At 62.5% G+C, this 22,680-nt stretch carries 25 protein-coding genes; 14 read left to right on the top strand and 11 right to left on the bottom strand.

What is annotated here, in order from left to right; translation table 11 throughout:
* The first annotated feature begins 69 nt into the window (after nucleotides 1-69).
* From LOY54_RS24920 to trpE, 7 genes are all read left to right on the top strand, one after another.
* Nucleotides 70-1,194 carry an ABC transporter ATP-binding protein gene (locus LOY54_RS24920; protein WP_038998451.1) on the top strand — a complete coding sequence of 375 codons (1,125 nt, stop codon included), beginning with the start codon at nucleotides 70-72 and terminating at the stop codon, nucleotides 1,192-1,194.
* A 40-nt stretch (nucleotides 1,195-1,234) separates the two neighbouring features.
* Entirely contained in the window at nucleotides 1,235-2,266 is a 1,032-nt protein-coding gene (locus LOY54_RS24915) for an ABC transporter substrate-binding protein (protein ID WP_123565379.1), read from the top strand.
* A gap of 64 nt (nucleotides 2,267-2,330) precedes the next feature.
* Nucleotides 2,331-3,578 carry an ABC transporter permease gene (locus LOY54_RS24910; RefSeq protein WP_045199309.1) on the top strand — a complete coding sequence of 416 codons (1,248 nt, stop codon included), beginning with the start codon at nucleotides 2,331-2,333 and terminating at the stop codon, nucleotides 3,576-3,578.
* 11 nt (nucleotides 3,579-3,589) lie between these two features.
* The gene (locus LOY54_RS24905; protein ID WP_045199311.1) at nucleotides 3,590-4,417 is read left to right on the top strand and encodes an ABC transporter permease; all 828 of its coding nucleotides are present in this window, start codon (nucleotides 3,590-3,592) and stop codon (nucleotides 4,415-4,417) included.
* 132 nt (nucleotides 4,418-4,549) lie between these two features.
* On the top strand, nucleotides 4,550-5,224 hold the full coding sequence (gene rpe, locus LOY54_RS24900; protein WP_045199313.1) for a ribulose-phosphate 3-epimerase: 675 nt from the start codon (nucleotides 4,550-4,552) through the stop codon (nucleotides 5,222-5,224).
* A complete protein-coding gene (locus tag LOY54_RS24895; RefSeq protein WP_258608293.1) occupies nucleotides 5,221-6,039 on the top strand; it encodes a phosphoglycolate phosphatase in 819 nt (272 codons plus the stop codon). The genes rpe and LOY54_RS24895 overlap by 4 nt, the downstream gene beginning before the upstream one ends.
* Nucleotides 6,040-6,108: 69 nt before the next feature.
* Nucleotides 6,109-7,590 (top strand): anthranilate synthase component I, encoded by a 1,482-nt coding sequence (trpE, locus tag LOY54_RS24890; protein ID WP_093378977.1) that lies wholly within the window; start codon nucleotides 6,109-6,111, stop codon nucleotides 7,588-7,590.
* A gap of 44 nt (nucleotides 7,591-7,634) precedes the next feature.
* Here trpE and estP read toward each other — a convergent pair whose 3' ends face one another.
* Nucleotides 7,635-9,554: an esterase EstP gene (gene estP, locus LOY54_RS24885; protein WP_408980608.1), complete on the bottom strand. Its 1,920-nt coding sequence runs from the start codon at nucleotides 9,552-9,554 to the stop codon at nucleotides 7,635-7,637.
* 407 nt (nucleotides 9,555-9,961) lie between these two features.
* Here estP and LOY54_RS24880 point away from each other — a divergent pair, with 407 nt between their 5' ends.
* From LOY54_RS24880 to LOY54_RS24865, 4 genes are read left to right on the top strand one after another with little or no spacing between them, the layout of a single operon-like run.
* The gene (locus LOY54_RS24880; RefSeq protein WP_045199321.1) at nucleotides 9,962-10,555 is read left to right on the top strand and encodes an aminodeoxychorismate/anthranilate synthase component II; all 594 of its coding nucleotides are present in this window, start codon (nucleotides 9,962-9,964) and stop codon (nucleotides 10,553-10,555) included.
* A gap of 9 nt (nucleotides 10,556-10,564) precedes the next feature.
* Nucleotides 10,565-11,614 (top strand): anthranilate phosphoribosyltransferase, encoded by a 1,050-nt coding sequence (gene trpD / locus LOY54_RS24875; protein WP_045199323.1) that lies wholly within the window; start codon nucleotides 10,565-10,567, stop codon nucleotides 11,612-11,614.
* Nucleotides 11,611-12,447 carry an indole-3-glycerol phosphate synthase TrpC gene (trpC, locus tag LOY54_RS24870; protein ID WP_258608291.1) on the top strand — a complete coding sequence of 279 codons (837 nt, stop codon included), beginning with the start codon at nucleotides 11,611-11,613 and terminating at the stop codon, nucleotides 12,445-12,447. Before trpD ends, trpC begins: the two co-directional genes overlap by 4 nt.
* 53 nt (nucleotides 12,448-12,500) lie before the next feature.
* A complete protein-coding gene (locus LOY54_RS24865) occupies nucleotides 12,501-13,205 on the top strand; it encodes a lipoyl protein ligase domain-containing protein (protein ID WP_258608290.1) in 705 nt (234 codons plus the stop codon).
* Here the strand turns inward: LOY54_RS24865 and crp are convergent.
* Nucleotides 13,202-13,846 (bottom strand): cAMP-activated global transcriptional regulator CRP, encoded by a 645-nt coding sequence (gene crp, locus LOY54_RS24860; RefSeq protein ID WP_045199329.1) that lies wholly within the window; start codon nucleotides 13,844-13,846, stop codon nucleotides 13,202-13,204. The genes LOY54_RS24865 and crp overlap by 4 nt on opposite strands.
* A gap of 192 nt (nucleotides 13,847-14,038) precedes the next feature.
* Here crp and LOY54_RS24855 point away from each other — a divergent pair, with 192 nt between their 5' ends.
* The gene (locus tag LOY54_RS24855; RefSeq protein WP_010221469.1) at nucleotides 14,039-14,461 is read left to right on the top strand and encodes an OsmC family protein; all 423 of its coding nucleotides are present in this window, start codon (nucleotides 14,039-14,041) and stop codon (nucleotides 14,459-14,461) included.
* A gap of 31 nt (nucleotides 14,462-14,492) precedes the next feature.
* Here the strand turns inward: LOY54_RS24855 and LOY54_RS24850 are convergent, their stop codons facing one another.
* The 8 genes from LOY54_RS24850 to hemJ form a co-directional block, all read right to left on the bottom strand.
* Nucleotides 14,493-14,912, bottom strand: a complete 420-nt coding sequence (locus LOY54_RS24850) for a hypothetical protein (RefSeq protein WP_052676536.1) — start codon at nucleotides 14,910-14,912, stop codon at nucleotides 14,493-14,495.
* Nucleotides 14,912-15,952 (bottom strand): hypothetical protein, encoded by a 1,041-nt coding sequence (locus LOY54_RS24845; protein WP_045199331.1) that lies wholly within the window; start codon nucleotides 15,950-15,952, stop codon nucleotides 14,912-14,914. Before LOY54_RS24845 ends, LOY54_RS24850 begins: the two co-directional genes overlap by 1 nt.
* 8 nt (nucleotides 15,953-15,960) lie before the next feature.
* Entirely contained in the window at nucleotides 15,961-16,608 is a 648-nt protein-coding gene (coq7, locus tag LOY54_RS24840) for a 2-polyprenyl-3-methyl-6-methoxy-1,4-benzoquinone monooxygenase (RefSeq protein WP_045199333.1), read from the bottom strand.
* Between the two features lie 65 nt (nucleotides 16,609-16,673).
* Entirely contained in the window at nucleotides 16,674-17,012 is a 339-nt protein-coding gene (locus LOY54_RS24835; RefSeq protein ID WP_045199336.1) for a histidine triad nucleotide-binding protein, read from the bottom strand.
* Nucleotides 17,013-17,083: 71 nt separating this feature from the next.
* Entirely contained in the window at nucleotides 17,084-17,857 is a 774-nt protein-coding gene (locus LOY54_RS24830) for an SDR family oxidoreductase (protein ID WP_258608289.1), read from the bottom strand.
* Between the two features lie 80 nt (nucleotides 17,858-17,937).
* Nucleotides 17,938-18,396, bottom strand: coding sequence for a DUF805 domain-containing protein (locus LOY54_RS24825; RefSeq protein ID WP_258608288.1), 459 nt, complete (start codon nucleotides 18,394-18,396; stop codon nucleotides 17,938-17,940).
* A 31-nt stretch (nucleotides 18,397-18,427) separates the two neighbouring features.
* The gene (locus LOY54_RS24820; protein ID WP_258608287.1) at nucleotides 18,428-19,384 is read right to left on the bottom strand and encodes a nitronate monooxygenase family protein; all 957 of its coding nucleotides are present in this window, start codon (nucleotides 19,382-19,384) and stop codon (nucleotides 18,428-18,430) included.
* Nucleotides 19,385-19,417: 33 nt separating this feature from the next.
* On the bottom strand, nucleotides 19,418-19,843 hold the full coding sequence (gene hemJ / locus LOY54_RS24815; RefSeq protein WP_258608285.1) for a protoporphyrinogen oxidase HemJ: 426 nt from the start codon (nucleotides 19,841-19,843) through the stop codon (nucleotides 19,418-19,420).
* A 142-nt stretch (nucleotides 19,844-19,985) separates the two neighbouring features.
* Here hemJ and argC point away from each other — a divergent pair, with 142 nt between their 5' ends.
* Both argC and erpA read left to right on the top strand, forming a co-directional pair.
* Nucleotides 19,986-21,020 (top strand): N-acetyl-gamma-glutamyl-phosphate reductase, encoded by a 1,035-nt coding sequence (gene argC / locus LOY54_RS24810; RefSeq protein WP_213603112.1) that lies wholly within the window; start codon nucleotides 19,986-19,988, stop codon nucleotides 21,018-21,020.
* 158 nt (nucleotides 21,021-21,178) lie between these two features.
* Nucleotides 21,179-21,529 (top strand): iron-sulfur cluster insertion protein ErpA, encoded by a 351-nt coding sequence (gene erpA, locus LOY54_RS24805; protein WP_010221479.1) that lies wholly within the window; start codon nucleotides 21,179-21,181, stop codon nucleotides 21,527-21,529.
* Between the two features lie 57 nt (nucleotides 21,530-21,586).
* Here the strand turns inward: erpA and LOY54_RS24800 are convergent, their stop codons facing one another.
* Nucleotides 21,587-22,678 (bottom strand): anhydro-N-acetylmuramic acid kinase, encoded by a 1,092-nt coding sequence (locus LOY54_RS24800; RefSeq protein WP_258608283.1) that lies wholly within the window; start codon nucleotides 22,676-22,678, stop codon nucleotides 21,587-21,589.
* Nucleotides 22,679-22,680 lie beyond the last annotated feature (2 nt).

Raw genomic sequence — 22,680 nt, 5'->3', positions numbered from 1 at the left:
CCGATTTGCGCCGCTTGCCGCCTTCACTAGGCTTTGGATACAGCAGTCATCCAACAAAAAGGTGCGGGTATGAGTGAGGTGAATTCGAGCGCTGCAACTGGCGAAGTGCTGGTCAGCTTCCGTGGTGTGCAGAAGAGCTACGACGGCGAATCGCTGATCGTCAAAGACCTCAACCTGGATATCCGCAAGGGTGAGTTTCTCACCTTGCTCGGCCCGTCCGGTTCCGGCAAAACCACCAGCCTGATGATGCTCGCCGGCTTCGAAACGCCGACTGCAGGCGAGATCCAGCTGGCTGGCCGTTCGATCAACAACGTGCCGCCGCACAAGCGCGACATCGGCATGGTGTTCCAGAACTACGCGCTGTTTCCGCACATGACCGTGGCCGAGAACCTGGCCTTCCCTTTGAGCGTGCGCAACCTGAGCAAGACCGACATCAGCGAACGGGTCAAGCGCGTGCTCAACATGGTCCAGCTCGACGCTTTCGCCCAGCGTTACCCCGGCCAGCTTTCCGGTGGCCAGCAGCAACGGGTGGCTTTGGCCCGGGCGCTGGTGTTCGAGCCGCAGCTGGTACTGATGGATGAACCGCTGGGCGCTCTGGACAAGCAACTGCGCGAACACATGCAGATGGAGATCAAGCACCTGCACCAGCGCCTGGGCGTCACTGTGGTCTATGTGACCCACGATCAGGGCGAAGCGCTGACCATGTCCGACCGCGTCGCGGTATTCCACCAGGGCGAGATCCAGCAGATCGCCGACCCGCGCACCCTGTATGAAGAGCCAAAGAACACCTTCGTCGCCAACTTCATCGGCGAAAACAACCGCATCAATGGCCGCTTGCTCAGCCACGATGGCGAGCGTTGCCAGGTGCTGCTGCCGCGCGGCGAGAAGGTCGAGGCGCTGGCGGTCAATGTCGGCCAGGCCGGCGAGCCGGTAACCCTGTCGATCCGCCCCGAGCGCGTGCGCCTCAACGGCCACAGCGAAAGCTGCGTCAACCGTTTCTCCGGGCGCGTGGCCGAATTCATCTACCTGGGCGACCACGTGCGGGTGCGCCTGGAAGTCTGCGGCAAGGCCGATTTCTTCGTGAAGCAGCCGATTGCCGAACTCGACCCGGCCCTGGCCGTGGGCGATGTGGTACCGCTTGGCTGGCAGGTGGAGCACGCCCGCGCGCTCGATCCTCTGCTGGAAGCCAATTGAAGGTTTGCTTCACCAACCCTGTTCTGTGGAGAGAATAATAATGCTCAAGCACTTGAAGTTGACCGCCCTGACCCTGGGCCTGTTTGCGGCAAGCCAGGCCATGGCGGCCGACCTGACCGTGATTTCCTTCGGCGGCGCCAACAAGGCGGCCCAGGTCAAGGCGTTCTACGATCCATGGGAGAAGGCGGGCAAGGGCAAGATCGTCGCTGGCGAGTACAACGGTGAAATGGCCAAGGTCAAAGCCATGGTCGACACCAAGAGCGTGTCGTGGAACCTGGTGGAGGTCGAATCGCCGGAGCTGGCCCGTGGTTGCGACGAGGGTATGTTCGAAGAACTTGATCCTGCGCTGTTCGGTAACGAGTCCGACTATGTTCCCGGCGCTATCCAGCCGTGCGGTGTCGGCTTCTTCGTCTGGTCCACGGTCATGGCCTACAACGCCGATAAGCTGAAGACTGCGCCGACCAGTTGGGCGGATTTCTGGGACACCAAGCAGTTCCCAGGCAAGCGCGGCCTGCGCAAAGGCGCCAAGTACACCCTCGAGTTCGCCCTGATGGCCGACGGTGTTGCGCCCAAGGACGTTTACAAGGTACTCGCCACCAAGGAAGGCCAGGACCGCGCCTTCAAGAAACTCGACGAACTCAAGCCGAGCATCCAGTGGTGGGAAGCCGGTGCCCAGCCGCCGCAGTACCTGGCCTCGGGTGACGTAGTCATGAGCTCGGCCTACAACGGCCGGATTGCCGCGGTGCAAAAAGAGAGCAACCTGAAAGTCGTATGGAACGGCGGCATCTACGACTTTGACGCCTGGGCCATCCCCAAAGGCGCCAAAGATGTTGAAGAGGCAAAGAAATTCATCGCCTATTCGGTCCAGCCTGAACAGCAGAAGACCTACTCCGAGAACATCGCCTACGGCCCGGCCAATTCCAAGGCCGTAGCCCTGCTGTCCGACGAGATCAAGAAAGATATGCCGACCACCCCGGAAAACATCGCCAACCAGGTGCAGATCGATGTGGCGTTCTGGGCAGATAACAGCGAGCAACTGGAGCAACGCTTCAACGCCTGGGCTGCCAAGTAAGGGCTGCTGATGGGGCGCCGGCTTGCCGCCGGCGCTCCTTGTTCTCAAGATTTCGGAGTTCGCTATGGCCATCGCAGTGCCCCTGAATGAAGGCGCCGGTTCCAACCTCAAGCAGCGTCTCAAGCGTGCCGAGCGGGTCAACCGCTGGAAGGCGCAAGCGCTGATCGCACCGCTGGCGCTGTTTCTGCTGCTGGTGTTCCTCGTGCCGATTGCCGCGCTGTTGTACAAGAGCGTGGGCAACCCGGAAGTGGTCGGCGGCTTGCCGCTCACTGTGACGGCTGTGGCCGAGTGGGACGGCAAGGGCCTGCCAGGGGAGGCGGTATATAAGGCGCTAAGCGAAGACCTCGCGCAAGCACGCAAGAACCAGACCCTGGGCGATACCTCCAAGCGTCTGAACATGGAGCTGGCCGGCTATCGCAGCCTGCTGGCCAAGACCGCGCGAGCGTTGCCGTTCAAGACCGAGCCGGCTTCCTATAAAGAAGCCCTGCAGGAACTGGACGAGCGCTGGGGCGATCCGGCCTACTGGCAGGCGATCCGCCGTAACACCAGTAGCGTCACCCCGTTCTACCTGCTGGCGGCCCTGGACCATCGTATCGATGACCTCGGCGAGCTGGCCAAGGCCACCCCGGACCAGGCCATTTACCTGGACATCTTCACCCGTACCCTGTGGATGGGCTTCGTCATCACCGCCATCTGCCTGGTGCTGGCCTATCCGCTGGCCTACCTGCTGGCCAACCTGCCGACCCGGCAGAGCAACCTGCTGATGATTCTGGTGCTGCTGCCGTTCTGGACCTCGATCCTGGTGCGGGTCGCGGCCTGGATCGTGCTGCTGCAATCGGGCGGGCTGATCAACAGCGCGCTGATGGCCATGGGCATCATCGACAAACCGCTGGAACTGGTGTTCAACCGCACCGGGGTGTACATCTCCATGGTGCACATTCTGCTGCCGTTCATGATCCTGCCGATCTACAGCGTGATGAAGGGCATCTCCCCGACCTACATGCGTGCGGCGATATCCCTGGGCTGTCATCCGTTCGCCAGCTTCTGGCGGGTGTACTTCCCGCAAACCTACGCCGGCGTAGGCGCGGGCTGCCTGTTGGTGTTCATCCTCGCCATCGGCTACTACATCACCCCGGCGCTGCTCGGCAGCCCCAACGACCAGATGGTCAGCTACTTCGTGGCCTTCTACACCAACACCAGCATCAACTGGGGCATGGCGACCGCGCTGGGCGGCCTGCTGTTGCTGGCCACCGTGCTGCTTTACCTGATCTATAGCTGGCTGGTCGGCGCCAGCCGCCTGCGCCTGAGCTGAGGAGCGTTGTCATGCTGAGCCCCTACATGTCGCCCGTCGAGCGGGTCTGGTTCTACAGCTTGCGCATCCTTTGCGGGCTGATCCTGTTGTTCCTGGTGTTGCCGGTGCTGGTGATCATTCCGCTGTCGTTCAACTCCGGCAGCTTCCTGGTCTACCCGCTGCAGGGCTTTTCGCTGCAGTGGTACCACGACTTCTTCGCCTCCGCCGAGTGGATGCGCGCGCTGAAGAACAGCATCATCGTCGCCCCGGCGGCCACGGTGCTGGCGATGATCTTCGGCACCCTGGCTTCGATCGGCCTGACTCGCGGTGATTTCCCCGGCAAGTCGCTGATCATGGCCCTGGTGATTTCGCCCATGGTGGTGCCGGTGGTGATCATCGGTGTGGCCAGCTACCTGTTCTTTGCCCCGCTGGGCATGGGCAACAGCTTTATCTCGCTGATCCTGGTACATGCGGTGTTGGGCGTGCCGTTCGTCATCATCACCGTTTCGGCGACCCTGCAGGGCTTCAACCATAACCTGGTGCGCGCCGCCGCCAGCCTGGGCGCCTCGCCGCTGACCACCTTCCGGCGGGTGACCCTGCCGCTGATTGCGCCGGGGGTGATCTCCGGGGCGCTGTTCGCTTTTGCCACGTCTTTTGACGAGGTGGTGGTCACCCTGTTCCTCGCCGGCCCCGAGCAGGCGACCCTGCCACGGCAGATGTTCAGCGGCATTCGCGAGAACCTCAGCCCGACCATCGCCGCCGCTGCAACCTTGCTGATTGCCTTCTCGGTGGTGCTGTTGCTGACCCTGGAGTGGTTGCGTGGGCGCAGCGAGAAGCTGCGTACCCAGCAGCCGGGTTGAGATCGTTCGCGGGGCGAGTCGAGTCGACTGGCCCCGTGATGAGCACCCGTCGACCGCCTTGATACCGGTCAGCCCCTGAGCGTTTGCCTGAGGTACAATGCGCGCCACTGTGATTCTGCCTACAGGTGCGCCATGCAGCCCTACGCTATTGCCCCCTCGATTCTTTCTGCCGACTTCGCCCGCCTCGGCGAGGAAGTCGACAACGTCCTGGCCGCGGGTGCCGACATCGTTCACTTCGATGTAATGGACAACCATTACGTGCCCAACCTGACCATCGGCCCGATGGTCTGCACCGCCCTGCGCAAGTACGGCATCACCGCACCGATCGACGTGCATTTGATGGTCAGCCCGGTCGACCGCATTATCGGTGACTTCATCGAAGCCGGCGCCAGCTACATTACCTTCCATCCGGAAGCCACCCTGCACATCGATCGTTCGCTACAGTTGATTCGCGACGGCGGTTGCAAGGCCGGCCTGGTATTCAACCCGGCGACTCCGCTCGACACCCTCAAGTACGTGATGGACAAGGTCGACATGATCCTGTTGATGAGCGTCAACCCAGGCTTTGGTGGCCAGAAATTCATCCCCGGCACCCTCGACAAGCTGCGCGAAGCCCGCGCGCTGATCGACGCCAGCGGCCGTGATATCCGCCTGGAAATCGACGGTGGCGTCAACGTCGGCAACATCCGTGAAATCGCTGCTGCTGGCGCCGACACCTTCGTCGCCGGTTCGGCGATCTTCAACACCCCGGACTACCGTGAGGTGATTGCCAAGATGCACGCCGAACTGGCCCTGGCCCGCCCATGAGTGGCTTCGAGCAGCTGTTCCCCGGCGCCCTGCCCAAACTGGTGATGTTTGATCTGGACGGTACCCTGATCGATTCGGTACCGGACCTGGCAGCGGCGGTGGATAACATGCTGCTCGCAATGGGCCGCCCGCCCGCTGGCCTTGAGGCGGTACGCCACTGGGTCGGCAATGGTGCGCCGGTGCTGGTGCGCCGCGCGCTGGCCAGTGGCATCGAGCATGGCGCAGTGGATGACGACGAAGCCGAACGGGGCCTGGAGCTGTTCATGCAGGCCTACGCCGAAAGCCATGAGCTGACGGTGGTCTACCCCGGCGTGCGCGACACCCTCAAGTGGTTGCACAAGCAGGGCGTGGAAATGGCCCTGATCACCAACAAGCCCGAGCGCTTCGTTGCACCCTTGCTTGACCAGATGAAAATCGGCCGTTATTTCCGCTGGATCATCGGCGGCGACACCCTGCCGCAGAAAAAGCCCGATCCGGCTGCCTTGCTGTTCGTGATGAAAATGGCCAGCGTCGAGCCCGAGCAGGCGCTGTTCGTTGGCGACTCGCGCAGCGACGTGCTGGCGGCCAAGGCTGCCGGGGTCAAATGCGTTGGCCTGACCTATGGCTACAACCATGGCCGGCCGATCAGCGAAGAGGCGCCGTGCCTGGTCATCGACGACCTGCGCGCGCTGTTGCCTGGTTGCTTAGATCCGGCCACTGGGATAACGTTGGCGGACGTTCAATCCCCCTCAGATCGAGATTCCATCGTGGCGGTTATCGGCAAACTCTGGATGAAAGTCATCAAGGCCCTGGCCCGCTGGCGTTGGCGCGCCTGACTGCTATCCGCCGGCCCACGCCGGCCTGCTTGCCTGTCTGACCCATCTGCTGCTTGCCACGAGGCTATCATGACCCGCGAAGAATTCCTGCGCCTGGCCGCTGCCGGCTACAACCGCATTCCCTTGGCCTGCGAGACCCTGGCCGACTTCGACACGCCGCTGTCGATCTACCTGAAACTGGCTGACCACGCCAACTCCTACCTGCTCGAATCGGTGCAGGGCGGCGAGAAGTGGGGGCGTTACTCGATCATCGGCCTGCCGTGCCGCACCGTGTTGCGTGTGCACGATCATCAGGTGCGGATCACCCATGATGGTGAATTGATCGAGCAGCATGAAGTGGAAGATCCGCTGGCCTTCGTCGAAGCTTTCAAGGAGCGCTACCAGGTGCCGACCATCGCCGGCCTGCCGCGCTTCAACGGCGGCCTGGTCGGCTACTTCGGTTATGACTGCGTGCGTTATGTCGAGCGGCGCCTGGGCAAGTGCCCGAACCCTGATCCGCTGGGCGTGCCGGACATCTTGCTGATGGTCTCCGATGCCGTGGTGGTGTTCGACAACCTGGCCGGCAAGATGCACGCCATTGTCCTCGCCGATCCGGCTGAACAAGACGCTTACGAAAACGGCCTGGCCCGGCTCGAAGGCCTGCTTGAGCAACTGCGCCAGCCTATCGCCCCGCGTCGCGGCCTCGACCTGGGTGGGCCGCTGCCGGCAGAACCTGAGTTCCGCTCAAGCTTTACCCAGAGCGACTACGAACGTGCGGTCGATACCATCAAGGAATACATCCTCGCTGGCGACTGCATGCAGGTGGTGCCGTCGCAGCGTATGTCCATCGACTTCAAGGCCGCGCCGATCGACCTGTACCGGGCGTTGCGCTGCTTCAACCCGACGCCATACATGTACTTCTTCAACTTCGGCGACTTCCACGTAGTGGGCAGCTCTCCGGAAGTGCTGGTACGGGTCGAAGACAACCTGGTCACCGTGCGCCCGATCGCCGGTACCCGCCCACGCGGCGCCACCGAAGAGGCTGATCGCGCGCTGGAAGAAGACTTGCTGTCTGACGACAAGGAAATCGCCGAGCACCTGATGCTCATCGATCTGGGCCGCAACGACGCCGGCCGGGTGTCGGAAACCGGCTCGGTCAAAGTCACCGAGAAGATGGTGATCGAGCGTTATTCCAACGTCATGCACATTGTGTCCAACGTCACCGGCGAGCTGAAGCAGGGCTTGAGCGCCATGGATGCCCTGCGTGCCATCCTGCCGGCGGGCACCTTGTCCGGCGCGCCGAAAATCCGCGCCATGGAAATCATCGACGAGCTGGAGCCGGTCAAACGCGGCGTCTACGGTGGTGCGGTGGGGTATTTTGCCTGGAACGGCAACATGGATACCGCAATTGCCATCCGTACCGCGGTGATCAAGGACGGCGAGCTGCACGTGCAGGCCGGTGGCGGCATTGTTGCCGACTCGGTGCCAGCGCTTGAGTGGGAAGAAACCATCAACAAGCGCCGGGCGATGTTCCGTGCGGTGGCGCTGGCCGAGCAGACGCCACGCAACTGAGCCTGATCCACGGCGCCTGTTGGTAGCAGGCGCTGTTCCCTTCCCTAGAACTCCAGACTCAATGCCAGGTTGATCCCCTGCTGGGTCAGCTCGTCGCTCTTGCGCCAGTTGTAGCTGCCGCGCAGGGCCAGGCCCGGTGCCAAGCTCTGGCTCAGACCCAGGGTTGCCCGGTTCAGATTGCTCTGCGGGGTGTAGCCGGTCAGGGTGAAGTCGTTGCCCGGCAGGCTGTTGAGGTGGAGGGTCAGGTCCTGCTGGTCGTCTTCGAACTCGTGCTCGTGAGCGACTTCGGCGAACAGCAAGGTGCTGGGCCCGGCCTGGTACTTGCCCTGCAAGCCCAGGCCCAGGCGCCGCGATTCGCGGTCCTGATCGTCAAAGCTCAGGGCAGTGGCGCGGCTGCCTTTCTCCGAATAGCCATCGACCTTCACCCGCGCATAGTCGGCGCTGACAAACGGCGACAGGCTCCACCGGCTGCCGGGCGCTGCCAGGTCATAACCCAGGCGTGCGGCGAAGGCCCACAGTTCGCCATCGGTATCACCTTTCTCGCTGCGATCATTTACCCCCAGGGCGAAGGTGCGCTTCAAGTCGCTGTAGTCCAGGTGCCCGCCGGTCAGGGCGGCATCGGCCCACCACTGGTTCTGCTGGAACTGCACGAAAGCGGTTGCCAGGTAGCTGTCGAGCTTGTAGTCGGAGTCTTGCTCGCCGGCTTCGAGCTTCTGCTGGTAAACGCCTGTGGCCACGCCAATACGCCAGGCCTCGTCCAGACGATAGCTGCCGCCCAGGGTCAGGTTATAGCCATGGCCGTCGGCGCTGGCCGAGCTGCGCTGGCTGTCGATATCCAGGTTCTGCCCCCCGGCTGCTACGATGGCCTGCCATTGGCCAACCGGCTGCCAGCGGCCTTGCCATTGGTTGCGCAGTTCATCCTGATGCGCGCGCAGGCTGGCGTGGGCCATTTCTGGTAACAGCGTCAGCTCCCAAGGGGCGGAAAGAATCGAAAACGCGTAGTCGGCGATCAGCTCCTGCCCAGCACTGGTGGGGTGGACCGAATCGTTGAACAGCAGCTTGCTCGGGTCGGGCGTGGCACCGTTGATGCCGTAGGTTGCGTTCTGCACACAGCCATTGCCGCTGAAACAGGTACCGACCAGGTTCTGCCCGCTGGCCAGGCCGAACTGCGTCGGAGCAGCCAGGGCTTCCTGGAGCAGCAACGGCACATTGAGCGGAATAACTTGTGCATCAATCTGGCTCAGCTGGCCGACCAGTTGCTGGTTGAAGATACTGCTCAACTGCGAAGCCGGGCCCTGCATCGGCGTGCCATTGATGGCCGGAGTCAGGCCCAGGTCGGGCAGCAGCCAGACCATGATGTACTGCGCGCCACCCTGTTGCAGGGTTTGGGCGCTGGCGGCCAGGCGATTGGCGGCAGCTGCGGCGGTTGCCGGGCTGGTGATCTGGCCCTGGAGGAAGTCGTTGCCGCCACCGGTCAGGTAGTAAAGCGCGTTGGGGTCGGCGCGCAGACCACCGGCCAGATAGCCCGGGCGTTCGCGCAGCACGGTGCCGGCGCCGGGGTTGCCCGGTGGAATGATCACGTCGGAAGTACCGGTGATCGAGTCGAGAATCTGGTCGGTACGGTAACCACCCACTGCCCAGTTGTTGCCGTCCGGGCGACCCAGCGCGGCATTGACTGGCGAGGTCGAAGCGCCCAGGTCGGCCGCAGCAACACCCAGCTGGGCACCGAGCAGCATGGGCGAAACCGCGCCGAAGGCTTCGCCGTTGGCATATGTTGGCCCGACCCGGTTGGTAAAGCGCTGGGTGGAGCCCGCCGGGCCATTGCTGTCGGGGAACTGCCCGGCATCGGCAAGGCTGTCGCCGAAGACGATCAGAGTTGAGTAAGGGGAGGGGGCGGCATGGACGCTGGAGCAGGCCAGGGCCAGCAGCGAGAATGCACAAGGCAACAGGGAGCGCGCGTTCAACATCGCAAAGATCCTTTTTCGTTGTTGTTATCGGATGACGCCTTACGACGTTAGCAAAACATTCCGCGCGTCTTCCATCGCTAAAGCGTTTCGGCATGCCACCGTCATATTGCGTGGACCGCGCCGGTAGGCTACTGTGCGGGAACGTATGAACGAGACCTACCCCGTGTTGATCGTCAGCAAACTCTTGATGCGCGTTATCAAGGCCCACGCCCGTTGGCGTTGGCGCGCCTGACTTTATCTCTTGCCGGTTAGCCGGCCCTGTACCGCTTTGCCTTTCTGAATGCTTTACCTGCTGTAACCGGCGCTTGCTGGTGTGCACCGGGAAGCTCGCACCTGTAGCACCGAGCACAGGCACATCGAAAGGCATGTATTCAAAGTCAGTAGATGCAAGAGGTTGAACCCAGATGTTACTGATGATCGACAACTACGACTCCTTTACCTACAACGTCGTGCAATACCTCGGCGAGCTGGGTGCAGAGGTCAAGGTCATTCGCAATGACGAACTGACCATCGCCCAGATCGAAGCCCTTAACCCCGAGCGCATTGTCGTTTCCCCTGGCCCCTGCACCCCGACCGAAGCCGGTGTGTCGCTGGAGGCCATCAAGCATTTTGCCGGCAAGCTGCCGATCCTCGGCGTATGCCTGGGCCACCAGTCCATCGGCCAGGCCTTCGGCGGTGAAGTCGTGCGCGCCCGCCAGGTGATGCATGGCAAGACCAGCCCGGTGCTGCACAAGGACCAGGGTGTGTTTGCCGGCCTCAACAACCCGCTGACCGTCACCCGTTACCACTCGCTGGTGGTCAAGCGCGAAACCCTGCCCGATTGCCTGGAACTGACCGCCTGGACCGCCCTTGAAGACGGCTCGGTGGACGAGATCATGGGCCTGCGCCATAAAGAGCTGAACATCGAAGGGGTGCAGTTCCACCCCGAATCGATCCTCACCGAGCAGGGCCACGAGCTGTTCGCCAATTTCCTCAAGCAGACCGGCGGCCGCCGTTAAGGATCGAACATGGATATCAAGAGCGCGCTGAGCCGCATCGTCGGCCATCTGGACCTGAGCACCGAAGAAATGCGCGATGTCATGCGCGAAATCATGACCGGCCAATGCACCGAGGCGCAGATCGGCGCCTTCATGATGGGCATGCGCATGAAGAGCGAGAGCATCGATGAAATTGTCGGTGCCGTGTCGGTGATGCGCGAGCTGGCCGACAAAGTCGAGCTCAACACCCTCGACCAGGTGGTCGACGTGGTCGGCACTGGCGGTGATGGCGCCAACATCTTCAACGTATCCACCGCTTCGGCCTTTGTCGTCGCCGCCGCCGGTTGCACCGTGGCCAAGCACGGTAACCGTGCGGTCTCGGGCAAGAGTGGCAGCGCCGACCTGCTGGAAGCCGCTGGCATCTACCTGAACCTGACGCCGGTGCAGGTCGCACGCTGCATCGACAGCGTCGGCATTGGCTTCATGTTTGCCCAGACCCACCACAAGGCGATGAAATACGCCGCTGGCCCGCGTCGTGACCTGGGCTTGCGTACCCTGTTCAACATGCTCGGCCCGCTTACGAATCCGGCCGGGGTCAAGCACCAGGTCGTCGGCGTGTTCACCCAGGCACTGTGCCGCCCACTGGCTGAAGTGCTGCAACGCCTGGGCAGCAAGCATGTGCTGGTGGTGCATTCGAAAGATGGCCTGGACGAATTCAGCCTGGCGGCGCCAACCTTCGTTGCTGAACTCAAGAACGACCAGATCAGCGAGTACTGGGTCGAGCCCGAAGACCTCGGCATGAAAAGCCAGAGCCTGCATGGCCTGGCCGTGGAGAGCCCGGCCAAGTCGCTGGAGCTGATCCGCGATGCCCTGGGCCGGCGCAAGACCGAGAACGGCCAGAAGGCTGCGGAAATGATTGTGCTCAACGCCGGCGCCGCACTGTACGCCGCCGACCACGCCATGAGCCTCAAGCAGGGCGTGGAGCTGGCTCACGACGCATTGCACACTGGCCTTGCCCGGGAAAAACTCGAAGAGCTCGGTGCCTTTACCGCGGTATTCAAGCAGGAGAATGAAGGATGAGTGTGCCGACGGTTCTGGAAAACATTCTGGCGCGCAAGGTCGAAGAAGTCGCCGAGCGCAGCGCGCGTGTCAGCCTTGCCGAGCTTGAACGCCTGGCGGCCGCTGCCGATGCGCCACGCGGTTTTGCCAAGGCCCTTATCGAACAGGCCAAGCGCAAGCAGCCTGCAGTCATTGCCGAAATCAAGAAAGCCTCGCCAAGCAAGGGCGTGATCCGCGAAAACTTCATTCCGGCCGACATTGCCGTCAGCTACGAGAAGGGCGGCGCGACCTGCCTGTCGGTGCTGACCGACGTCGATTACTTCGAGGGCGGCGACATCTACCTGCAACAGGCGCGCGCCGCGTGCAAGCTGCCGGTGATTCGCAAGGACTTCATGATTGATCCTTATCAGATCGTCGAAGCCCGGGCCTTGGGCGCCGACTGTGTGCTGCTGATCGTTGCCGCGCTGGATGATGTGAAGATGGCCGAATTGGCCGCGACGGCAAAAGGCGTGGGCCTCGATGTGCTGGTCGAAGTGCACGACGGCGACGAGCTGGAGCGGGCGCTGAAGACCCTCGATACGCCGCTGGTGGGCGTCAACAACCGCAACCTGCACACCTTTGAAGTGAGCCTGGAAACCACCCTCGACTTGCTGCCGCGCATCCCCCGTGATCGCCTGGCCATTACCGAAAGCGGCATCCTCAACCGCGCCGACGTCGAGCTGATGGAAATCAACGAGGTCTACTCCTTCCTGGTCGGCGAAGCGTTCATGCGCGCCGAACACCCGGGGCTGGAGCTGCAGCGCCTGTTCTTCCCGGAGCGTGTGGTGCAGAACCCGGTGCAAGGCCTGGACTGATTCAACTCTGAAGCCGGCGATGCCGGCTTTTTTGTTTCTACAAGGTTAATGCGATGACTGATCAAGTGCTTGATGTCACTGTCGAGGCCGGGCTGCACGCCGAACAGGAGTTGCTGGCGGCGGTATGCAAGGGCGAAAAGGATCATGGCCTGTTGTTCTGGCGACCGACCGATCATGCCCTGGTCATGCCCCGGCGCATGAGCCGCCTCGAAGGCTTCGAGGCGGCCTGCGCCGAGCTTGCGATTGCCGGTTGGCCGGTGCTGCTGCGCGAAACCGGTGGTGAGCCAGTGCCGCAGTCGCCGGCGGTGCTCAACATCGCCCTAGTTTACGTCGCGCCGAAAAGCGAAGGTGATCACGGCCGTATCGAAAACGCCTACGAGCGTCTGTGCCTGCCGCTGTGTGATGTGCTGCGCGAATGGGGCGGGATGGCGTCGGTGGGGGAAATCGAAGGGGCGTTCTGTGATGGCCGCTACAACGTCAACCTTAACGGTCGCAAACTGGTCGGCACTGCCCAGCGCTGGCGCCAGGGCCTGGGTGGCAAGCGCCCGGTGGTGTTGGTTCATGGTGCGTTGCTGCTGGATAACCAGCGCGAGTCGATGGTGGCGGCGGTCAACCGCTTCAACGAATGCTGCGAGCTGGAGCAGCGCTGCCTGGCCGACAGCCACATCGCTTTGCACGAGGTGGTACCCGAGGCGCCGCTGCTCGAGCGCCTTGGCCAGGCCTATGCCGAAGTGATCAAGGGCATCGCCCGCGATTAACGGGTACCGAAGACCACCATGGTCTTGCCCTTGACGTGTACCAGGCTGCGCTCTTCGAGATCCTTGAGGACGCGGCCAACCATCTCCCGCGAACAACCGACGATGCGGCCGATTTCCTGGCGGGTGATCTTGATCTGCATGCCGTCGGGGTGGGTCATGGCGTCTGGCTGCTTGCACAATTCCAGCAGGCAGCGGGCTACCCGGCCGGTGACGTCGAAGAAGGCCAGGTCGCCGACCTTGCGCGTGGTGTTGCGCAGGCGCTGGGCCATCTGGCTGCCCAGGGCATAGAGAATGTCCGGGTCGTGACGCGCCAGTTCACGGAATTTTTCGTAGCTGATTTCTGCAACTTCACATTCGCTTTTGGCCCGCACCCAGGCGCTGCGCTGGTGTTCCTGGCCGGCTGGTTCAAACAGCCCCAGCTCGCCGAAAAAGTCGCCACTGTTGAGGTAGGCGATGATCATTTCGTGGCCGTTGTCATCCTCGATAAGGATGGTCACCGAGCCCTTGACGATAAAGGACAGGGTTTCGGCCTTGTCACCGGCGCAGATGATGTTGCTCTTGGCCGCATAGCGGCGGCGCTGGCAATGGACCAGCAGCTTGTCGATGTTCTTGATCTTGGCTGGAAGGGCTGATGCAACCATGGCTGGATCCCGGTCAGGAGGCGACGCTTCAATTTCTTTTATAGATAGTCTGGCGATAAGCGCCAGTGATTTGGCGTCAGCTTATCAGACACTTGTCCTTCTATCGGCAGATTTACTCATGCGCTTGAGCTTTTCCGCCGGGCTCGCAGGGTCTAAGCTGGCAGCCTTTTTTCAATCAAGGGAGTCCAGGTAATGAAGGCGCGTATCCAGTGGGCAGGTGAAGCCATGTTTCTGGGCGAATCGGGCAGTGGCCATGTGGTCGTGATGGATGGCCCGCCCGAGGCCGGTGGCCGCAACCTGGGTGTACGGCCCATGGAAATGCTGCTGTTGGGCCTGGGTGGCTGCAGCAACTTCGATGTGGTCAGCATCCTGAAGAAATCCCGCCAGGCAGTAGAGAGCTGCGAAGCTTTCCTTGAAGCCGAGCGCGCCAGCGAAGACCCGAAGGTATTCACCAAAATCCACCTGAATTTCGTGGTCAAGGGCCGTGGCCTGAAAGAAGCCCAGGTCAAGCGTGCGGTCGAGCTGTCGGCAGAGAAGTATTGCTCGGCCTCGATCATGCTCGGCCGGGCCGGTGTCGAGATCACCCACAGCTACGAGATTGTCGAGCTCGGTTGATTACCAGCAAGCCCGCTCCTGTGGGGGCGGGCTAACGGCGCAGGCGCTCCAGCCCGATCAGCCAGGCCAGCCCCGGAACCAGCGCCACCACCAACCAGTGCAGGTTGAAGACGAGCAGACCGACGATTTCTGCGCTACTCCAGGTATTGCCAAAGGCGTCGGCAAATATCAGGCACTGCAGCCAGGCCGTCAGCGCGGCCGATAGCACAAAGGCCAAGGCAAGCAGGCGCTGCCTGTGAATGAAGCAGCCGGCCAGCAGCAACAGCAGTTGCCCGGGCAGTGAGAACACCCACAGGTCGACGGCACTGTTGCCATCAGGTTGGGAGATGTCAGGCAGTTTCAGGCTAAAGGGTTCCCCGCTCATGCCGGCAGTCAGCAGGCACACGAACAGATAAGCCACCAGCACCAGCCCCAGGCTTTGCAGCAAGCGAAGGCAAAATAACCGAATCATCAGTGGCGCAACCCCGGCAGCAGCTTCAGCAAGCCTTGCGGCAATCGCGCCTGCAAACGGCTGCTCAAAGCCTCGCGGTGCTTCTGATAGAAAAGCCCCAAGCCAATCACGCCCAACCCGATCAGGGTCAGCACCACCGGGAACAGCAGCGACTCGGCAAACACCTCGTAAGACAGGTAACCCAGGTACATCGCCACGCCCATGCCACCAAAGACCATGAACAGCGGACGGCGCAGCAACAGTGCTATGCCCATCAGGCCAAGGTTGATCAGACCATAAAGCGCTTTGTCCCATTCACTGTCGGTATCCAGCAGCGGCAAGCCGAGCCAGAAGGCCAGCAATCCGGCCAGATAGCCCCAGAAGGCATAGTCCTGGCGGGTGCGACCGTCGATCACCAGGAACACCAGCAATGTCGCCAGGCCAAACCACAGTGACACCGTACGCCGCTGATTCCAGTCGAAGGCCTCGCCATAGAACCATTCGCTCAGGTCCATGGACATGAACCACAAGGCCACGGCAATCGGCATGACGATGAACGGAAACGGGATCAGGCGCAGCATCAACAAGCCGGCCAGTATCGTCGCCGCCTCCATCAGCAGCCAACCGTCCTGCACGTAGGTGTAGTAGTTGTGGTAGTTGCCCTGGGCGTTGTCCAGTAGCCAGAAACCGCTGAGTCGCTGCGCCGCAAACACTGCCAGCGGTACGATGCTCACCGCCACCGCAGCAAGTACGCCAGCAGGGATGACCTGGCCGCGGCGTTGCATTAGCAAGGCGCCCAGGGTCAGTACGCCGATATAAATCAGTGAGACCAGCAGCAGGGCGCTGTCACCGACGCGCATCCAGGCTTCACTGAGCAGCCAGCCCATGGCGGCCATGATCAGCAGGGCGCCGAAGTAAAACGCCACGTGGGCCAGCTGGAAACTGGCCTGGGTTTGCGGCTGGCGCTTGAGAAATTCAAGCAGGGCCTGATCCTGGCCCGGGTTCAGAACGCCGGCGCTGACTGCGCGGGCCAGGTCCTTGGCGTCGAAGCGTTCCGTCATCGGTGGTCCTAGATACGATAAGTGCTTTTGGTCATGACCTTGGCCATCAGGCTCATGCCGAACTTGACCGGTGCCGGGAAGCGGAAGCCGCCAGCATCCAGGGCCGATTCGGCATGTTGCTCTTCGTCGATGCGCATCTGCTCAAGAATCGCCCGGGATTTTTCATCCTCGGCCGGGATTTGCTCCAGGTGTTCGTCCAGGTGCTTGCACACCTGATGCTCGGTGGCGGCGACAAAACCCAGGCTGACCTTGTCGCTGACCAGGCCAGCGAGGGCGCCGATGCCGAAGGACATACCGTAGAACAGCGGGTTGAGCACGCTGGGGTGGCTGCCGAGCTGGCGAATGCGCTGCTCGCACCAGGCCAGGTGGTCGATTTCTTCCTCGGCGGCGTGCTCCATGGCCTTGCGAACCTGGGGCAGCTTGGCGGTCAGGGCCTGGCCCTGGTACAGCGCCTGGGCACAGACTTCACCGGTATGGTTGATACGCATGAGCCCGGCCACATGGCGGGTCTGGGTTTCGTCGAGGGTGACATCCGGCTGGATGATCGCCGGCGACGGCCGGGAAGGCTGGCCGCTGAAGGGCAGCAAGGTGCGCATGGCGGTGTCGGCCTGCAGCAACAAGCGGTCGAGCGGGGAATAGTGACGTTCGGTAGCCATCGGGCACCTCCGCAAGAATGTGCCCGACAGTTTACCCCAATCGCGATGCCGGGGCTTGCCCTGGATCAGCCCGGTGGCCAGTGCATCTGACGCTGGCCAAGCACGTGCATATGAATGTGGTAGACGGTCTGCCCACCCAGCTCATTGCAGTTCATGACCACGCGAAAGCCGTCTTCGCAGCCCAGTTCCTTGGCCAGCCGCTGGGCAGTGAACAGGATGTGCCCGGCCAGGCCCTTGTCTTCTTCGGTCAGATCGTTGAGGGTGCGGATCGGTTTTTTCGGGATGACCAGAAAATGTACCGGTGCCTGCGGGGCGATATCGTGGAAGGCCAGAACCTGGTCGTCCTCGTAGATGATCTTGGCCGGGATTTCCCGGTTGATGATCTTGGTAAACAGAGTATCCACTACGGCTGCTCCATGAGGGTAATCGGACTTGAGTGTACGCAGGCCAGACGCTTGCGCCCAGCCCTGTACAACTAGCGCGGGCAATAGGCCTGGTTGATGGCGCCGGCCAGCTTGCGTGCCAGCCAGCGCGATAGCCAGCGCGGGCTGAAGGCCAGCCAGCGGTTGCGCCGGCCGGGGATGATCAATGCGCGGTTCTTGTCCAGGGCGCGTACGGTATACAGCGCGACTTCTTCCGGGCTCAGGCTGCGTTGGCCGTTTTCCAGCCGCGGGATACGCCGCAACGGCGAACGCACCGGGCCTGGGCACAGCACCGAAACCTTGATGCCGGTGCGTTTGAGCTCTTCGCGCAGGCCTTCGGAAAAGTGCAGCACATAGGCTTTGCTTGCTGCGTAGCTGCTCATCCACGGGCCGGGCGCGAAGGCGGCAAGCGAAGCGACGTTGAGTATCTGCCCGCCGCCCTGAACCGCCATGGCATTGCCAAGGGCGTGGCAGAGGCGGGTCAGGGCGAGGATGTTCACCTCGATCAGGTCCTGCTCATCGCTCCATTCCTGGGCCAGAAAGTGCCCGTAGGAGCGAATGCCGGCGCAGTTGACCAGCAAGTCGATGTGCCGCTCGCTTTCTTCCAGCTCCAGCAGGAACCCCGACAACCGCAACGGCTCGCCCAAGTCGCAGGCACGAAACAGCACTTCGATGCCAAACCGCTGGGTCAGCTCGATGGCGATGCTTTCCAGCGGGTCGCGCTGTCGGGCCACCAGGATCAAATTGCGTCCCCGACGTGCCAGCGCCTCGGCCAGTGCCAGGCCCAAGCCGCTGGAGGCACCGGTGATCATGGCGTAACGGGTCATGCAGTTCTCCAGTCGGGAAGGGTGGCCAAAGTGCGCAGTTTACAGGTGCCGGGCCCGGAGTGCTGCTACCCGTGGCGTGTCTAGATGCCGGGGCGGGTGACAGTGACGTATGCAAGCCCGGCAACCAGGACCAGCCACAGCCAGGCCAGGATCACCACTGCGTTGTTGTTGGGCACTGGCGGCGCACCGAAGCGGTTGCTGCCACGCGTGCCGGGCATCAGTACCAGCACCAGGATGAAGAAGTTGCCGACCCATGGCAGGATCGACAGCCAGCAGAACCAGCCGCTCCAGTTCAGGTCGTGCAGGCGCTGGACGATGAACAGCATGCTCAGGATCCGTGCCGACAACAGGCCGATCATCATCAGACCGCCGAGGTCCAGCGACATTGAACTGGACAGCAAGGCCACCAGGCAAATGCCGCCGATGGTCGCAGCGAACAAGACCAGGCTCCAGGCCAGCAGGCGCACGCGGCCAATTCGCCCTTCCAGGCTCATGACCTTGGGTTTGCTCGAGTTGGCGAGAGTCAGGGTGTCATACATGCGGGCTTCCTTTGCCGTGATAAAGCGTGAGTCATCCCGGCCAGCGATGGCCAAGGGCTGTGGCCGAGGCGTGCGCCTGGCGGTATTCGGTATCCAGGCGGGTAATCAGTTGCTCGACCGAGCAGAGCTGGTCGATGGCACCGACACCTTGTCCGGCAGACCAGACGGTCTTCCAGGCCTTGGCCTCGTCGTCGATGGGTTTGAGCTTGGTCTCGGTGTGGCTGCGCAGGGCGGCCATGTCGAAACCGGCGTTTTCCAGGCTCTGGCGCATGAAGCTGGCAGGCACCCCGGAAACCGCAGCGGTGTGGATGATATCGGCTGCCTTGGCTTCAAGCATCATTTCTTTGTAAGGCCCCGGCGCCTGGCTCTCGTGGGTGGCGATAAAGCGCGTACCCAGGTAGGCGAGGTCAGCGCCCAGCAACTGCGCGGCGAGGATTTCCTGGCCACGGTTTATGCAACCGGCCAGCAGCAAGGTCTTGTGGAAGAACTGGCGAATCTCGGCGACCAGGGCGAACGGGCTCCAGGTGCCAGCGTGGCCGCCGGCGCCCGCGGCTACGGCAATCAGACCGTCGACACCGGCCTCGGCGGCTTTCTCGGCATGCCGGCGGGTGGTCACGTCATGGAACACCAGGCCGCCATAGCTGTGCACGGCATCGACCAGTTCCTTCACCGCCCCTAGGCTGGTGATGACGATCGGCACCTTGTGCTCGACGCACAGCGCCAGGTCCGCCTGCAGACGCGGGTTGCTCTGGTGCACGATCAGGTTGACGGCATAGGGTGCAGGTTTGTCGAGGGCCGCCAGGCCCGTTTCTATTTCTTCCAGCCAGGCCTTGAAGCCGGCGCTGTCGCGCTGGTTCAGGGCCGGGAAACTGCCGACCACCCCGTTGGCACAACAGGCCAGTACCAGTTGCGGATTGGAGATCAGAAACATCGGCGCCGCTACCACCGGCAGGCGCAAGCGTTGTTCGAGCAGGGCAGGCAATGACATGGCAGGTTTCCCGAGGCTGAGTATGGGTTTAGGTTAGAACGGTTTGACCACCACCAGAATTACCACGGCCAGCAGGACCAGCACCGGCACTTCATTGAACCAGCGGTAGAACACGTGGCTGCGGGTGTTTTCGCCGCGGGCGAAGCGCTTGAGCTGTGCGCCGCACATATGGTGGTAACCGATCAGCAGCACCACCAGGGTGAGCTTGGCGTGCATCCAGCCCTGGCTCATGAAGCCCGGGGTCAGGCTCAGCAGCCAGATGCCGAAGACCAGGCTGGCGACCATCGCCGGCAGCATGATGCCGCGGTAGAGCTTGCGCTCCATGATCACGAAGCGTTCCTGGCTGATGCTGTCCTGGCTTTGTGCGTGATAGACGAACAGGCGCGGCAGGTAGAACAGGCCGGCAAACCAGCAGACCACGCTGACGATATGCAGCGCTTTGATCCAGAGAAAAAGCATGGGGTTGAGTTCCTTCAGGGTTCACGGTGGTCAGATAGTAGAGGCAAGGGGCCCGGCGAGCCATCGCAACAGTTGTGGGCGTGTTTCAGCGCCCCTATTATCGTGGGCTTTCCTGATGGTTCGTTGATAAGGGGCACGCGTTATGGTCAAGGTCGGTATCGTTGGCGGCACGGGTTACACCGGGGTCGAGCTGCTGCGTCTGTTGGCACAGCATCCACAGGCCGAGGTGGCAGTGATCACCTCGCGTTCCGAAGCTGGTCTGGCGGTTGCCGATATGTACCCGAACCTGCGAGGCCACTACGACGGCCTGGCCTTCAGCGTGCCGGACGTGAAGACCCTGGCCGCCTGCGACGTAGTGTTCTTTGCCACCCCGCACGGTGTCGCCCACGCCCTGGCCGGCGAGCTGCTGGCCGCGGGCACCAAGGTCATCGACCTTTCCGCCGACTTCCGCCTGCAGGACGCCGATGAGTGGGCCAAGTGGTACGGCCAGCCGCACGGCGCGCCCGAGCTGCTCAAGGACGCGGTCTACGGCCTGCCTGAAGTCAATCGCGAGCAAATTCGCCAGGCACGCCTGATCGCCGTACCGGGTTGCTACCCAACCGCTACCCAGCTGGGCTTCCTGCCGCTGCTCGAAGCCGGTATCGCCGACGCCTCGCGGCTGATCGCCGACTGCAAATCCGGGGTCAGCGGCGCCGGCCGTGGCGCGGCGGTGGGCTCGCTGTTCTGTGAGGCGGGCGAAAGCATGAAGGCTTATGCGGTCAAGGGGCACCGTCACCTGCCGGAAATCACCCAGGGCCTGCGCCGGGCGGCGGGTGGTGATGTCGGACTGACCTTCGTGCCGCACCTGACCCCGATGATCCGCGGTATCCATTCGACCCTGTATGCAACCGTCGCCGATACCTCGGTCGATCTGCAGGCGCTGTTTGAAAAACGCTACGCCGATGAACCGTTCGTCGACGTAATGCCGGCCGGCAGCCATCCGGAAACCCGCAGCGTGCGCGGTGCCAACGTCTGCCGAATTGCCGTGCACCGTCCACAAGGCGGCGACCTGGTGGTGGTGTTGTCGGTGATCGACAACCTGGTCAAGGGCGCGTCGGGGCAGGCGGTACAGAACCTCAACATCCTCTTTGGCCTGGACGAGCGCATGGGGCTTTCCCACGCCGGTCTGCTTCCGTAAACGCCAGCTTTCAAGCTGCAAGTAAAAGGTGCACGCGATCCGCTTATAGCTTGCGGCGCACCTCTTGCAGCTTTTGTATTGTTGACCGCTTTTCTCGGAGAAGCGGATAATGCGCGTCATCACGCATTATGGCGGCATAGCGCCGGGAGATAGTCAGCATGAGCGTCGAATCCTTCACCCCTGTGGCATTGCAGTTCACTGAGGGTGCAGCGCACAAGGTGAAGACCCTGGTCGATGAAGAAGGCAATGATCGCCTGAAGTTGCGAGTTTTCGTGACCGGCGGCGGTTGCTCGGGTTTTCAGTACGGTTTCACTTTCGATGAAGACGTTGCCGAAGACGACACCATCGTCGAGCGCGAAGGCGTGGCTCTGGTTGTCGATCCGATGAGTTTCCAGTATCTGGCAGGAGCCGAGGTGGATTACCAGGAAGGCTTGGAAGGCTCGCGTTTCGTTATCAAGAACCCGAACGCCACCACGACCTGTGGTTGCGGCTCTTCGTTCTCGATCTGATCGCCAGGGCAGTACCGCAAACGCCGCGCTGATGCGCGGCGTTTTGCTGTCTGCGAGTTATGCCGGGTAGATCGCGCCCAGTACCCGCAGGCCACGGGCAGCGGTGACGCTGGGGCGGTTGGCGGGGATGCGCTGCAGGCAGCAGTGGGCCAGCCAGGCAAAGGCCATGGCCTCAACCCAGTCAGGGTCGATCCCGCAAGCGGCAGTGCTGCTGACCCGGGCATTGGGCAGCAGGGCTGCCAGGCGCTGCATCAGCACGCTATTGTGGGCGCCGCCGCCGCAGACCAGCAGTGCCTGGGTATCATTCTGTGCCGCTTGCAGCGAGCTGACGATGCTACGGGCGGTCAGTTCCAGCAGGGTGGCCTGCACGTCTTCATCCCGAAGGCTTGGCTGAGGGGCCAGGTGCTGATTGAGCCAAAGCAGGTTGAACACTTCGCGGCCGGTACTTTTCGGGCCGCTGCCTGCGAAGAACGGATCGCTCAGCAGCGAGGCGAGCAGGCCTGGGATAACCTGGCCGGTGCCCGCCCAGGCACCATTGGCGTCATAGCTGTGCCCTTGTTTCTGCTGAATCCAGGCATCGAGCAGCACGTTACCCGGCCCGCAGTCGAAGCCGCTGACTGGTTTGTCCTGTTCGATCAGGCTCAGATTGCTGAAGCCACCGACATTGAGCACCGCCAGGCGTTGGCCCTGATGGGCGAACAGGGCTTCGTGAAAGGCCGGTACCAGGGGAGCGCCCTGGCCGCCGGCGGCAACGTCACGGCGACGGAAGTCGCTGACCACGCTGATGCCGGTAAGCTCAGCCAGCAGCGCCGGGTTGCCGATCTGTACGGTAAAGCCGCGCGCCGGTTCGTGGCGGATGGTCTGGCCGTGACTGCCGATGGCGCGAATGGCCTCGGGCGTGAGGTTGCGCGCGGCCAGCAGGTGCTGGATACCTTCGGCGGCAAGCTGCACCCAGCGGTTTTCGGCCAGGGCGGCGCGGGCAATCTCGTCCGGCCCGCTGGCGCACAGGGCCAGCAGGTCCTGGCGCAGGTCGGCGGGCATGGGGATGTAATGGGTGGCGAGCAGCGTGAGTTGCTGCTCCTGTTCGATCAAGGCGATGTCCAGGCCATCGAGGCTGGTCCCGGACATCACACCCAGATAGAGCGGCATTG

The sequence above is a fragment of the Pseudomonas sp. B21-032 genome, assembly GCF_024748965.1.
Lineage (GTDB): Bacteria > Pseudomonadota > Gammaproteobacteria > Pseudomonadales > Pseudomonadaceae > Aquipseudomonas.
The sequence above is the reverse complement of the archived record's forward strand: the minus strand, read 5'-3'. Positions and strand labels throughout refer to the sequence as shown.

What these genes read in the sequence shown, in the direction of transcription:
- LOY54_RS24920 (WP_038998451.1), top strand. Translation starts at nt 70, where the DNA reads ATGAGTGAGGTGAATTCGAGCGCTGCAACTGGCGAAGTGCTGGTCAGC.
- LOY54_RS24915 (WP_123565379.1), top strand. Translation starts at nt 1,235, where the DNA reads ATGCTCAAGCACTTGAAGTTGACCGCCCTGACCCTGGGCCTGTTTGCG.
- LOY54_RS24910 (WP_045199309.1), top strand. Translation starts at nt 2,331, where the DNA reads ATGGCCATCGCAGTGCCCCTGAATGAAGGCGCCGGTTCCAACCTCAAG.
- LOY54_RS24905 (WP_045199311.1), top strand. Translation starts at nt 3,590, where the DNA reads ATGCTGAGCCCCTACATGTCGCCCGTCGAGCGGGTCTGGTTCTACAGC.
- rpe (WP_045199313.1), top strand. Translation starts at nt 4,550, where the DNA reads ATGCAGCCCTACGCTATTGCCCCCTCGATTCTTTCTGCCGACTTCGCC.
- LOY54_RS24895 (WP_258608293.1), top strand. Translation starts at nt 5,221, where the DNA reads ATGAGTGGCTTCGAGCAGCTGTTCCCCGGCGCCCTGCCCAAACTGGTG.
- trpE (WP_093378977.1), top strand. Translation starts at nt 6,109, where the DNA reads ATGACCCGCGAAGAATTCCTGCGCCTGGCCGCTGCCGGCTACAACCGC.
- LOY54_RS24880 (WP_045199321.1), top strand. Translation starts at nt 9,962, where the DNA reads ATGTTACTGATGATCGACAACTACGACTCCTTTACCTACAACGTCGTG.
- trpD (WP_045199323.1), top strand. Translation starts at nt 10,565, where the DNA reads ATGGATATCAAGAGCGCGCTGAGCCGCATCGTCGGCCATCTGGACCTG.
- trpC (WP_258608291.1), top strand. Translation starts at nt 11,611, where the DNA reads ATGAGTGTGCCGACGGTTCTGGAAAACATTCTGGCGCGCAAGGTCGAA.
- LOY54_RS24865 (WP_258608290.1), top strand. Translation starts at nt 12,501, where the DNA reads ATGACTGATCAAGTGCTTGATGTCACTGTCGAGGCCGGGCTGCACGCC.
- crp (WP_045199329.1), bottom strand. Translation starts at nt 13,846, where the DNA reads ATGGTTGCATCAGCCCTTCCAGCCAAGATCAAGAACATCGACAAGCTG.
- LOY54_RS24855 (WP_010221469.1), top strand. Translation starts at nt 14,039, where the DNA reads ATGAAGGCGCGTATCCAGTGGGCAGGTGAAGCCATGTTTCTGGGCGAA.
- LOY54_RS24850 (WP_052676536.1), bottom strand. Translation starts at nt 14,912, where the DNA reads ATGATTCGGTTATTTTGCCTTCGCTTGCTGCAAAGCCTGGGGCTGGTG.
- LOY54_RS24845 (WP_045199331.1), bottom strand. Translation starts at nt 15,952, where the DNA reads ATGACGGAACGCTTCGACGCCAAGGACCTGGCCCGCGCAGTCAGCGCC.
- coq7 (WP_045199333.1), bottom strand. Translation starts at nt 16,608, where the DNA reads ATGGCTACCGAACGTCACTATTCCCCGCTCGACCGCTTGTTGCTGCAG.
- LOY54_RS24830 (WP_258608289.1), bottom strand. Translation starts at nt 17,857, where the DNA reads ATGACCCGTTACGCCATGATCACCGGTGCCTCCAGCGGCTTGGGCCTG.
- LOY54_RS24825 (WP_258608288.1), bottom strand. Translation starts at nt 18,396, where the DNA reads ATGTATGACACCCTGACTCTCGCCAACTCGAGCAAACCCAAGGTCATG.
- LOY54_RS24820 (WP_258608287.1), bottom strand. Translation starts at nt 19,384, where the DNA reads ATGTCATTGCCTGCCCTGCTCGAACAACGCTTGCGCCTGCCGGTGGTA.
- hemJ (WP_258608285.1), bottom strand. Translation starts at nt 19,843, where the DNA reads ATGCTTTTTCTCTGGATCAAAGCGCTGCATATCGTCAGCGTGGTCTGC.
- argC (WP_213603112.1), top strand. Translation starts at nt 19,986, where the DNA reads ATGGTCAAGGTCGGTATCGTTGGCGGCACGGGTTACACCGGGGTCGAG.
- erpA (WP_010221479.1), top strand. Translation starts at nt 21,179, where the DNA reads ATGAGCGTCGAATCCTTCACCCCTGTGGCATTGCAGTTCACTGAGGGT.
- LOY54_RS24800 (WP_258608283.1), bottom strand. Translation starts at nt 22,678, where the DNA reads ATGCCGCTCTATCTGGGTGTGATGTCCGGGACCAGCCTCGATGGCCTG.